Here is a 12611-nt window from a genome sequence, read left to right on the forward strand (position 1 = left end):
AACTAACGGCTGCGGAACTTGCCGGGGCTAATTCCTTCCACCCGCTTGAACGCCTTGTAGAACGTGTTCGTGTTCAAATACCCGACCTGCTTGGCGACGTCGTCCACAGTCAACTGGTCGCTCAGCAGCAGCTCGCGCGCGGCGTTCATGCGAATATTCTCCATGTAGGCGGAGAAGTTTTCGCCCGTCTGCTCCTTGAAAAATTGCGACAAATACACCTCGCTGATGCCAAATCGGTCGGCCACGCTCGACAGGCTCAAACCGCCGTCGCTGTAATGCTGCTGCAGGTAGCCGATAATGTTGTCCTTGAGCGCCACGTTGTGGCTTTTTTTCTGGCTGTTCGCATACTCGCACAAGTCGAGCAGCGTGGCGCCAATAAACGCGTACGCCTCCTGAAAGCTGGCATACGACTGCACCCGTTCGACAAAGTGGCGGTACTTGTGAGCCTCCCCGCTTTTGCCCGGTGCCACCGTTTCGTGAATGAGCCGGTAGACGGTCGCGGACAAGTCGCCGACGAGCAGCTGCAGCATCGCGGGCGAACCGCTTCCGCGGCCTGCCGTTTCGGCGCGAATGTCCTGCAGCAGCCTGGCCAACTCCTCGCGGTTCCCCGACTTTGCCAGGTTGACGATGCGCTGTTCGATTTCCGGCGGGTAATGATAGCCGCTGTCGCTAACGGCCATCTGCTCGTAGCGGAGAATCGTCTCCCCCGATTCGGCGTCGAACCATTCCAGCGCCTTGACCGCTTCCTGGAACGAACGATAAACGTCGAGCCCGCTGTCGTACCACCCGCCGACGCCGATCAGCACCGGCAAATTCGCCTGCTGGCGGAACCGCTCCTGTATGCCGGCGGCGATTTGTTCCGCGGTCAGCTCGCATGTCGTTTTGTCCGGGAACGAGAAGTTGAGCAGAATGGCGATTCGCCCCCGGCGCAAATCGTGGACGTACCCGCTCTCCCGCAGCTCCTGGTACAACAAATCTTTCATGACGACCCGCCGGACGTTTTCCCTGTCGGCGTTTTCGCCGGGCAAACGCTCCTCGTGCCGCTCCGCCTGCAGCACCAGCACCGCAAACCAGACGCCGCGGATCGGCAGCCCGACATCGGCCAGCGCCGCCGCCAGCTCTTCCGCGTCGCTGAATTCGCCGCGAAACAAGGCGTCCAGCACGGCGGCCCGCAGCAGCGGCGCCTGCTGCTCGATCTCCGACTGCAGCGCCTCGTTGCTGCGGATCAGGCGGGAGATCGAATGGTCGAGCAGCCGGTATTCGTTGGACGCGTGTTCGTTGTCGAGGCTGAACGTCGTTTCCAGCCTGTGAACGAGCGTGCGGATCGGTTTGCTGTGGCGGTTGGCGAAGAAGACGGCGAACAGCAAACCGGCCAGCAGCCCGGCGATAATGATGAACGTATTCGTTCGTTTGATCGAATCGGCCTTGGCCATGACCACTTCGACCGGAATCGCGGATACGTACTGCCAGCGATTGGTCGGAGACGTGTAGTAGCTGACCAGCATGCGTTCCCCGTTCATGTCCAGCTGCCGGTACCCTTCCGGGCCGGACGGCAGGCTGCTGACGGTTTCGACCTTGCGGTAGTCCCACGTCACGGAAGTCAGGATGTTGCCGTTCGCATCGGCGATATAAGACCAGCCGCCTTGCGGCAAATTGCCTTGAAACAGCAGCTTCAGCAGCTGCGACTCCGGAATCAGCACGAACATCGCGCCTTTGAAATTGCTGCGCAAGTCGTACGGCAGCGTCTGGATATAGGTGAGGTACGATTCGTTTTTGCCGTCGATTTCGATTTTGCTTGCGGGCAAATATTCGCCGTTGTGGTACTTCTCCGTAAACTCGGCCATCCACTGGTCGTAGGACAGCCCGTTGTAATGGATCGACCGCTCGTAAAACATCGGCACGCGCAAGGAAATGTTTTTCGGCGACATGATAATGCTGCTGTTCTTGAAGATGACGTAAAAATTGTCGATAAAATCGCTCGTAAACCGGTACGTTTGCAAATAATTCCACGTTTCGATCGCCTTGTAGTAATCGGTCAATTCGTTGAACGAGTTGTTGCTCAGAAACGACAGGACGATCGGGTTGAAGCCGATTTGGGCCACTACATTTTCGACGTCCTTCAGGTGAGCGCTGATCACTTCGCTGCTTTGCCGTAGCATGGACAGGTTCGAATCGGCCGCGTCCCGCTCCACGACCCGAATGGCGGCGTAATACGTATAAATGCAGATCGAAACCGTCACTACCATCGTGACCAGATACGAAACGAGCAACCTCGAAAACGTTTTGCCGAAGCTCCTTTTCAAACGCCGCACCCCGGTCGGATCAAAATAATAGGTTTATTATAACACTTTCCCGGCGCTTAGCGGTCCATGGAAAGCGGGAAATCGTCCAACCGGGTGCGGATGTTCGTTTCGGTTCAGGCCAGCCGGCGGACATACACGTAATACGCGCCTCGGACGACACCGTCGGCGTCTTCCAGATCCGTCTGCAGATGCGCCGGTCCCGCCGGCAGTTCGAGCTCGAAGACGATGCTTTTGTCGGCATCCGTCACCGCTGTCGAAGCTTCGACGCCGCCAATGCGCAGCGTCGCCCGGCGGACGGGAATCGCCACGCCGCCGCTGAACCAGCCGGTGAGTTCGCCCGGAATGCCGGCCGTCATCGCCCGGTCCTCCTCTTCCGGCCAGCGGCGCAGCTCGAAGCGATAGCGGCCCGCCGCTTCGACCGCCACCTCCACATAGCTGTGGCACCGCTTGCCGGCGCGGACCTGGCCCTGATTCCAAGCGCAGTCGTTTGCATCGCCGCGCCAGTCGTGGGACGTGATCCGCGCCACCGGTTCGTGCGGGCTGCCGATGCGAATTGGAATTTCTTCGCCGAATTGCCGCGACACCCGCTCCCACCACCGATCATACGCTTGCCGCAGCTCGTCGACCAGCTGCGGATGCCGCCCGGCCACATCGTCGCGCTGTTCGGGGTCGGCGTCAAGCCGGTACAGCTCGCTGCCGTTAATCAGCCGCCACTTGCCTTGCATCACCGCGCTTGACTTCCACTTCACCGGCACCGGCACGCGCTGCGAATCGGTGACGAGCGCACGCGCCGGCCACGGCTCCTGCGACCCGCGCAGCAGCGGCGCCAGACTGCGCCCGTCAAAGGCGAGCCCTTCCGGCGCGGCCATGCCGCACAGGTCGAGCAGCGTCGGCACCACGTCGGTGTACGCCGCAAGCTCGCCGACATCGCGGCCGCCGCCGATGCCGCCCGCCGGCCAGCGCATGAACAGCGGCACCCGGTGGCCGCCTTCGTACGGCGACCCTTTTTTGCCGCGCATGCCGGCGTTGTAGCCTTCTGCAACGAAGCCGCCTTGATCAAGCTCGCAGCCGGTGGCGGAGCCGTTGTCCGTCATGAAGATCAAGATCGTATCGTCTGCCGCGTTCAGCTGCTCCAGCCGGCGGCGAAGGACGCCGAAGTTGTCGTCAATGCAGGCAATCATGCCGTAAAACTTCGCCCGGTCTTCCGGCACCCGGCCCATGTAAGGCGCCGCGTAGCGCTCCTCGACCTGGAACGGGGCGTGCGGCGCGTTCGTAGCGATCACGCACAGAAACGGTTCGTCATCACGGCAACGGCGCTCGATAAATTCGAGGCCCAGCCGGAACCAGACGTCGGTGCAATAGCCTTCGAACGACCTTGGCGCGCCGCGGTCGTAGTACGTATCGTCGAAATAGTCGTTGCCCCAATAATCCGGCGTCTGCCCGATGCCGCCGCCGCCGTGCACGACGGCTTCGTCGAAGCCGCGGTCCTGCGGGCGGTACGGGTAATTGTCGCCGAGATGCCACTTGCCGAACAAGCCGGTGGCGTAGCCGTTCGCCCGGCACAGATCGGCCAGGCTGACTTCGCCTTCGCGCAGCAGCGAACGACCGCCGATCGTATGCCAGACGCCGGTGCTGTTGTGGTCGTGGCCGGTCATCAGGCCGGCCCGCGTCGGCGCGCACGTCGGACCGACATGGAAGTCGGCCAGACGTACGCTGTCTGCAAACATGCGATCGAGATGCGGCGTGCGAAGAATGGGATTGCCGTGGCAGCCCAAATCGCCGTAGCCTTGATCGTCGGTGATCACAAGTACGATATTCGGCTTATTTTTCATATTGTTCGAATACGTCATACAGCGACACGTCGTCGAGATACAGCTTGCGCAGCGCGGAGCCTGTCAGTCGGTGTGTCATCGCAAGACCACCTTTCGTTATAAGAGGATGGGTAAGGCCGGCAGCAAGCGATCAGCCAAGCAGCGCCTGCACCTTGTCGACGCCAAGCTCGCCTTCGAATTCGAGCACCACTACGGAAACGGCCGGATCCGGAGCTTCCGGGGGCAGATCGATGCGCATCCGGTTCAGCTTCTGGGTCGCATCGCTCGGGAATTGTTGCACGTTCACCTCCCGATCCGGATCGGCCAGCAGGTACGCCCGCTTCACCCTGTTCTGCAAACCGAACAAGACAATGCCGCCCGGTCGCCACGTGAAGAAGTGCAAATACAGCTTGCCCGGCCTGTACGTCATCTCGCCCCACTGCAGCTTATAGGGAAACGTCGGACAAGGCGCAGTGCCGTAAATCGCCTCGCCGTTCGTTCTCAGCCATCGGCCGATCTCGCGCAGGATGTCGGCGCTCGCTTCCGGGATCGTCCCGTCGGCGCGCGGGCCAACATTCAGCAGGAAGTTGCCGCCCTTGCGGTTAACGTCGATAAGCAGCCGAATGAGCTCCGCCGCCGGCTTCCACTGGGTATCGCGTTCCTTGTAGCCCCACGTGTGGTTCATCGTCGCCGGCACCTCCCAATCGACGTCGAACACGTCCGCCGGCACCTGATTGTCGCCGGTCGATACATAGTCGTGATACCCGTGGCCGACCCGCGAGTTGAGCAAACAATCCGGCTGCAGCTCGCGCACCGCTGCGGCAAACTGTCGGCTTTGATCGGCGGTTATCGCCATCGGCGTATCGTACCAGATCAGGCCGATCGGGCCATAGCCGGTCATCAGCTCCCGCATCTGGGGCAGCGCCTTCTCCTCCATATAGCGGTCGAACCGTTTGCCCGCTTCGTCCGGATAGTCCCAGTCGTTGCCGGCGGCATCGGGATGATGCCAGTCCTGGTACTGCGAATAGTAGAAGCACAGCTTGATGCCCGCGGTCGCGCAAGCATCGGCCAGCTCCCGCAGCGGGTCGCGGCCGAACGGCGTGGCGTCTGCGATATTGAAGCCCGAGCTTGCCGAGCGGAACATCGCGAAGCCGTCGTGGTGCTTGGCGGTGATGACGATGTATTTCATGCCCGCCTCCCGGGCCAGATTTACCCATTCCTGCGCGTCGAAACGAACCGGGTTGAATCGCTCCGCGAGCCGCTCGTACTCCTTCACCGGAATGCGCGCCCGCTTCATGATCCATTCGCCGACGGACGGTTGCGGCTCGCCGTCCCAAACACCGGCCGGCACCGCGTACAGCCCCCAATGGACGAACAGGCCGAACCGGGCTTCGCGCCACCACGCCAGTTTCGCTTCACTTTCGTTCTGCTTCATCTGCATCCCTCCGCTTGTTCGTTTCCCCGTTACGCCTCGCCAAGCATCATCCGCTCCGCCGCCCTACTAGTTGGAACAGGACAACAATCGCGACAACAGCTCGGGCCGGTGTCCGGCAACATTCGCCGTTTCCCACGGGTCGTCCCGCCATTCGTACAGCTCCGGCTCGCGGCCGTCGCAACGAATCAGCTTGCCGTCCTCGTCCGCGACCAGCTTCCAACCGGTCTTGTTGTGTTTGCCGTCGGCGTGCAAGGCGGACGTCTGGTACGTCCGGTGCGGCGAATCGGCGGCAACGCCGGCCAGAAGCGGCCGCAGCGACACGGAATCCGTCGCTTCCGCCATCGTGCCGCCGGCATAATCGACGAACGTCGCCGCCAGGTCTTGCAGCTCCACGAGCGCCGCGGAAACGTTCCCGCGGGCGATGCCGGGGCCGGCGATCACGAGCGGAATGTGCACGGAGCCGCGGTACGGCACGCATTTGCCGTAGCGGCCGAAGTCGCCGAGCATCTCGCCGTGATCGGAGGAGTAAACGACGATCGTGTTGTCCGCTTCGCCCCTGCCGCGCACCGCGTCCAGCAGCAAGCCGATGTTGCGGTCGATGTTGGCCAGCATGGCGGCATAATGCTGCCGGATGGCGTTCGCCCGCTCCGGTTCGGCCGCTCCGCCGAGCGGCGGCGGGAACGCGGCGTCCTGCCAGTCGTCCTTCATTCGCCGGGTAATGTCCCACGGCCCGTGCGGGCCGGTGAAATTGACCATCAGAAACCACGGCTCCCCGCGCGGGAACCGCTCCAGCATGGCGATGCCGTTCTGCGTCAGCCAATTGTCGCAATACGCTTCCTCCGGCAGCGGCGTCGCTTCGGTGCCCTGCCCTTTGCGCCGCGTCATGTCGGCGATATGTATCCCGGCCAGGCCGCGGTCGTACAAATATTTCATGTACGGGTCGCGCGGCCCGTCCTTGCCGGACACGACGGCATCGATTTTGCCGGCGTTGTCGATCGCGTCCGTGAACCCAAGCTGTTGCAGCTCGTCGCTCCAGCCTGCTTCCCCCCACGTGTAGGACGCTTTGTGCAAATCGAGCTTGCCGACGGCGCCCACACGGTAGCCGCAGTCGCGCAGCGCATTGTAGAACGTCCGCTGCGCCGGCGGGTAGTCGGCGCCGTTGTCGGCCACGCCGCACCGTTCGTAGCGCACGCCCGCCGCCAGGCAAGCCCGCGCCGGCGCGCATAACGGCGATGGCGTAATCGCCTGCGTAAACGTAACGCCTTGCGCCATCAATCGCTCGATGTTCGGCATGCGCAGCGGCAGCCGCTCCATCCCGAGCAGCTGCAGCTCCGCCGCGCCGTAAGGCATCCAGTCTCCCCGATGCGAGTCGGGAAAAAGGAACAGGAAATTCGGCCTTGCGCCCATCGCGCCTCATCCTTTCCGCCATACGCGGCGGCGCAGAGACAACGGACGTCTCCGCGCCTGCAAGCGCGTCTTATTTTTTCTTGTAGCCGCGGTCGTAAGCGGATTGCGTCAGCGCGATATACCGTTTCAGGCCAATCTTGTCGAGCTGCTGCAAGTAGCTGTTCCAATCCTTGTCGAGGTCGAGATCGCCGACGACGAATTTGGACGCCGCCTGCACGAGATAAGGCTTCATCGAAGCGTCGATGCCGTTGAACTCCTCCGCTTCCTCCGCGGTCATGAACACCGGCGGCAGCACTTCCTTCGGCTGGTAAGGTTCGTATTTTTTCTTCGTTTCGTTGTACAGAATCGTTTCCTGGTTCGTCGGGTCGGAGATGACGCCATTGCGGAAGTCGCGAGTCATGAACAGCGGCGTCATCTGGTTCCAGTGCACATTTTGCGTTTTGCCGAACAGCAGCATCCGGACATACGTCGCCGGTTTGCCGTTCATGCCGACTTCATCCGGCTTGCCCAGCCGCCATTCGATTCCTTCGCGGCCCGCGTTGGCGCGCAGAGTGCCTGCCTGGCTGTAGAACCAGTCGACCCAACGCATGGCGATTTGCGGGTATTTGCTGGCGCTCGATATCGCAAACTTGGTCAAATCCTCCTGATACGGATAATAGCCGGTCGATTGCACGCCTGCCGGCCCTTTCAGCGGAGCGAGCGCCGTGTAGTCTTTCATCCGCTCGACGCCGTTCGTCAGGAAGCCGGTCATCGCGCCCGCCGATACGGCGCCAAGCAAACTGTCCTTGTTCGCCGCCAGCTGCTTCAACTGGTTGTTGTCCTGCGTCAGCGCGCCGGGATCGAGCAAGCCGGCCTTATACAGCTTGTTCAAGTAGCGCAGCCCTTCCCGCCACTCCGGCTGGTCGAACGAAACCGACACCTTGCCGTCCTTGAGCAGAAACGGCTTCTGGTCGAAGCCCTGGTTCTGGATGAAGGCATTCATCAGATAGCCGAAAATATTCAGCATATACCCGTTCGTAGCGCCGGTAAACGGAATTTCGTCCGGCTTGCCGTTGCCGTTCGGATCGCGCTCCTTGAACGCCTTCAGCACATCGAAAAATTCGTCCGTCGTCGTCGGCGCGTTCAGCCCGAGCTTGGTCAGCCACGCCTGGTTGATCCACAGCTTCTGTCCGAAGACGGTATGATACGTCTCCGTGCTCGCAGGGAGCGCGTAAATTTTGCCGTCCGGCGCCGTCATCATGCTTCGCAGCAGCGAGTCGTATTCGAGCAGCTTCTTGAGATTCGTGCCGTATTGATCGATCAGCTCGTTCAGCGGCCGCAGCACGCCTTGCGCGCCGAACTGCGCCTGCTGGGACGTGGTGATTTTGGCGTTGAGGAAGATGTCCGGCATGTCCGAGTTCGACGCCAGCAGCAGGTTTTTTTTCTGCTCGAGGTCTTTGTCGCTCACCAGCATCCACTCGATATGGACATTCGTTTTCGCTTCGTATTCCTTGGTCAGTTCGTTCGTGTTCAAATCTTCGATCGACGCGTCGATCGGCGCAAACACGCGCAGCGTCACCTTCTGCTTCGTGATCGGATACGTGCCGGCCGGCGTCAGCTCGATGCCGTTCTCGACGACCGGCTTGTTCGGATCCGGCGTGCTGCTTGCCGTCGTACCGGCGCTGGGCGACGGGCTGCCGCTGCCCTCTTCCTTGCTCGTGCAGCCGGCCACAACCATGGCCGTGCACAGCACTGTGCCGATGATGGCCTGTGTTTTTCTTCTCATCGATGCCCCTCCTTGATTGGAACGGAATGTGGGATCTACCCTTTGATCGAACCGATCATGACGCCTTTGACAAAATACTTTTGCACAAACGGATACAACATAAGCACCGGCAGGCTCGACAGCACGATCACCGCATACTTCAACAGCTCGCGCAGCCCTTCCTGCTTCTGTTTCTCGTCCACATCGCCTCCGAGCATCGACGTATCGACCGAGTTGATGACCAGAATGTCGCGCAGAAACATCTGCAGCGGGTATTTGCTTTTGTCGCGCAAATAAATGAGCGCTTCGAAGAACGCATTCCAATGGTGAACCGCGTAGAGAAGCGTAATGACGGCGACGATCGCCTTCGACAACGGCAGCACGACGTGCCAAACGAATTTGTAATCGCTGCAGCCGTCCATCTTGGCGGCGTCGAGCAGCTCGTCGGGGATGGTGCTCTGGAAATACGTGCGCGTGACGATCACGTTGAACACGGAAATCGCATTCGGCAAAATGACCGCCCAAATCGAGTTTATCATGTGCAGCTTGCTGACGACCAAGTATGTCGGGATCAGTCCGCCATGAAAAATCATCGTAAACGCGATGAACAGCATAATCGCATTGCGGCCGTAGCAATCTTTGCGCGACAGCGGGTAAGCGATCAGAATCGTCAGGACAACGTTGACGAACGTCCCCGCTGCCGTATACACGACGGAATTCAAGTAACCGGTCCAGATCGGCTTATACGCAAATACCGCCTGGTATCCTTCCAGACTCGGACCGATCGGCAGCAGCCGCACTTTTCCTTCCATCACGGCCGTTGGCGAACTGAACGACGCGCTCAGCACGTATATGATCGGATACAGCACCGCCGCAAAAAACAGCGTCAAAAACAAATAATTGACCACGTTAAACGTACGGTCGCCTCTACTGTCGCGTATGGCTTGCATGCCGCTTACCCTCACCTTCGCCGCTTTCGTTGCCGCCTACCATAAACTGACGTTGCCGATCTTTTTGGCGATCTGGTTCACGATTACGATCATCGCGAAATTGACGACCGACGTAAACAGCCCGATAGCCGTCGAATAGGAATAGTCGGTCATCGTCGAGGCAAGCCCGACCTTGTAGACGTACGTCTGCAGCACTTCCGACGAATCAAGATTGAGCGGCGTTTGCAACAGCAGCGCCTTCTCGAAGCCGACCTGCATGATGTGGCCGAAATTCAGAATGAACAAAATGATGACCGTCGGCATGATCCCGGGAATATCGATGTGCAGGATGCGGCGAAATTTGCTCGCTCCGTCGATAATCGCCGATTCGTACAGCTGCGGATCGATGCCGGCCAGCACGGCAAGGAAAATAATCGTGCCCCAGCCGCTGTTCTGCCACACGTCCGACCAGACATAGATCGACGAGAAGTAAGCCGCTTTGCCCATAAAATCGATCGGTTTGCCGCCGAACGCTTCAATCAGACGGTTGACGATGCCGAGCCGCAAGCTCAGAAACTGCACGACAATGCCGACAATCACGACAGTCGAAATAAAATGCGGCGCGTAAGTCGTCATCTGCACGATTTTGCGGAAGCGCCGGCTGTTGGCACTGTTGATGGCGAGCGCCAGGACGATCGGAATCGGGAACGCTACAAGCAGTTGGTAAAAGCTCAGCCCCAGCGTATTGCGAATAATTTGCCAGAACTGATACGAGTCGAACAGCTTGCGGAAGTTTTTCCACCCGACCCATGGGCTGTCCCAGATGCCGCGCACGGCCATATACTTCTTGAACGCGATCTGGATGCCGAACATCGGCACGTACTGAAAAATCACAAAATACAAAATCGGCAACAGCATCATCACGTACAGCTGCTTGCTGCCGGCGAGCTTGCGCAGCACTTCGTAAATCGCCTTCCGACTTACGGGCGGCGCCGGTTGCTTGTAACCGGAAGCGGATTTCTCCACAACGATGATCAAACCCTCCTTTGTCGATCCGATTGGGCGCAGTCGATCGCGGATGGCCGCTTTCCCTTTCCACACTACCGACTGCGGCGGCAAAAAAATACCGTATCCTATGCGAAAACAATGATTCCGTTAGGAAAGCCGGCATGAAATTGTTCAGGTGAACTGGATTTTGTTCAGAATGAAAGCGTTTTATTCCGGTTATCGACCGCTTACTCCTTTAATTCCCATCAGTTTAGTTAGTTATAGACGACGTCGTTGTACAGTCCCGCAAGTCAGCGTCGATGAACGCCAAACAGGCTGTCTCAACATGAGACAGCCTGGATCGGTGCCGGGGCAACCGTCTCTCATTGGCGGGCATTGCGGAAAGCGAGCAATTGCTGGTCCGTTTGCGTCGCCAGCCAGGATAACGAGGTCAGCAGGTCGTCCCTGCCAAGCACGCTCCTCGCCAGTCCGTTCTGAAACAATGCCAGCACCTTTACCCAGTCCATATTCATATCCATCACATCGCGCTGCACGTATTTGTATTCGGACAACTGGACCTTTATGTACGGATCGTCGGCCTTCTCGGCCATGACCGGCTTCGAAGCGTTAAGCGTCAGCCTCAGCATGTCGGCTGTAATGTCGTTTTTCTCTAGCGCCAGCATCTTCATAAACCAAGACCGAATCTTTGCCGTCCAGATAACCTTTCACCGTCGTCCCGTCCGGCGACGTATAGCTGCCGCCGCGGCCCAGCACCAAAGGTGCCAACAACCGCTCCCCGGGCGGGAATGCGGCAGCCTGGAAATTATTTCGACCGGCACCGACGGTGTCCCGCAACCGCTTGGCCGTATTGGCAAAATCGTCCCATGTCCAGCTGTCCTTCGGCACCGGCAGGTTGGCTTGCGCGAATACTTTCGTATTGTAAGCGACAACGACCGGCGACACGTTGATCATGAGCGCCACCAGGCGGTTCTTGACGACGCCAAGTTTCACGATGGCTTCGTCATAGTAATTGCTCAAGGTGTCCCCGTTCGCCTTGGCAAGCGGTTGCAAATCTTGCAAATAGCCTTTCTCCTCGAACGGAGCAAACTCCGCCTGTCCCATGATGATCAGATCCGGCGGCTCGGCGCTTTGCACCAGCTTGTCCAGGTCGGTAAAGTAACGATCCAGCGTCGTAAAAGCGTAATGGACCGTCACGCCGCGATGCGCTTGCTCGAACGCCGCTTTGGCGCGATCGAGCACCTCCTGAACTTCCGGCCCTCCCGGGTCGGTCGAATATAGCGTCAACGTTGTCGACGCTTCCGGCTTGTCGACCGGCTTGGCGCCGAAACAGCCGGTTGCGATCACGAGCAGCGCAAGCGGCAGGATCGCAACCGCCCGCATGATCCTTTTGTTCATCTTGCATCTCCTCTTCCCACAGTGTGTGGTTCATGATTCCATTTTATTATTTGTGAAATATTGTTTATTTTAACAAAAATACCAACTATAGTATAGACATGCCTCCCAACTGGTATTCAAATGATTATCGCCATCGACAACGCGCTGCCCGTGTTGCGGAATGAGAAAAAACCGTCAGAGAAGATCACTCTGACGGTCCTCTTGGGTTTGTAGTCTGAAAGGGGCTGCTTTTTGCCCCGCGGCCATCGGGGCAAGCGCAATGCCGCGTGGGCAATCTGGCTTGCCTTGCAAAATAGGCCCTATTTTCTTGCCTATTTCACCAAAAACGGGCCGTCCATAAGAAATAGCCAGTGATTTCACTGGCTATTTCGCTTGAAGGGCCTATTTGAAGACGTTCACGGGCAAATAACCAGTGTTTTCACTGGCTATTTCCGACAAACCGGGCAATCTGGGATGACGTACAATAGTGTGTGTAACCAAGATTTGGAGCCTAGCCAGGCAACAAAAAAGTAGGGTATTCTCGGGATGGTCAAAGTCACCAAGAAAGGAACCCTACTCGATGACTACTATAGCGGAAAA

Annotated in this window: 9 protein-coding genes; all 9 read right to left on the bottom strand. The window is 59.0% G+C overall.

Features of this window, described 5'->3' with window-relative positions; genetic code table 11:
• Positions 1-2: 2 nt before the first annotated feature.
• Positions 3-2303: a helix-turn-helix domain-containing protein gene (locus EXY20_RS12390; RefSeq protein ID WP_135551349.1), complete on the bottom strand. Its 2301-nt coding sequence runs from the start codon at positions 2301-2303 to the stop codon at positions 3-5.
• A gap of 113 nt (positions 2304-2416) precedes the next feature.
• Entirely contained in the window at positions 2417-4153 is a 1737-nt protein-coding gene (locus EXY20_RS12395; protein ID WP_135551351.1) for an arylsulfatase, read from the bottom strand.
• A gap of 112 nt (positions 4154-4265) precedes the next feature.
• Positions 4266-5549 (bottom strand): alpha-L-fucosidase, encoded by a 1284-nt coding sequence (locus tag EXY20_RS12400; protein ID WP_167859194.1) that lies wholly within the window; start codon positions 5547-5549, stop codon positions 4266-4268.
• Between the two features lie 66 nt (positions 5550-5615).
• Positions 5616-6956 (bottom strand): sulfatase family protein, encoded by a 1341-nt coding sequence (locus EXY20_RS12405; protein ID WP_135551355.1) that lies wholly within the window; start codon positions 6954-6956, stop codon positions 5616-5618.
• A 70-nt stretch (positions 6957-7026) separates the two neighbouring features.
• Positions 7027-8721 carry an ABC transporter substrate-binding protein gene (locus EXY20_RS12410; protein WP_135551358.1) on the bottom strand — a complete coding sequence of 565 codons (1695 nt, stop codon included), beginning with the start codon at positions 8719-8721 and terminating at the stop codon, positions 7027-7029.
• Positions 8722-8756: 35 nt separating this feature from the next.
• Positions 8757-9650 carry a carbohydrate ABC transporter permease gene (locus tag EXY20_RS12415; RefSeq protein WP_135551360.1) on the bottom strand — a complete coding sequence of 298 codons (894 nt, stop codon included), beginning with the start codon at positions 9648-9650 and terminating at the stop codon, positions 8757-8759.
• Between the two features lie 36 nt (positions 9651-9686).
• Positions 9687-10667 carry an ABC transporter permease gene (locus EXY20_RS12420; RefSeq protein WP_235885713.1) on the bottom strand — a complete coding sequence of 327 codons (981 nt, stop codon included), beginning with the start codon at positions 10665-10667 and terminating at the stop codon, positions 9687-9689.
• Positions 10668-10999: 332 nt separating this feature from the next.
• A complete protein-coding gene (locus tag EXY20_RS12425) occupies positions 11000-11263 on the bottom strand; it encodes a hypothetical protein (protein WP_167859195.1) in 264 nt (87 codons plus the stop codon).
• Positions 11244-12032: an ABC transporter substrate-binding protein gene (locus EXY20_RS12430; protein WP_135551364.1), complete on the bottom strand. Its 789-nt coding sequence runs from the start codon at positions 12030-12032 to the stop codon at positions 11244-11246. Before EXY20_RS12430 ends, EXY20_RS12425 begins: the two co-directional genes overlap by 20 nt.
• Positions 12033-12611 lie beyond the last annotated feature (579 nt).

The organism is Paenibacillus cymbidii (assembly GCF_004764705.1).
Classification (GTDB): Bacteria; Bacillota; Bacilli; order Paenibacillales; family NBRC-103111; genus Paenibacillus_AN; species Paenibacillus_AN cymbidii.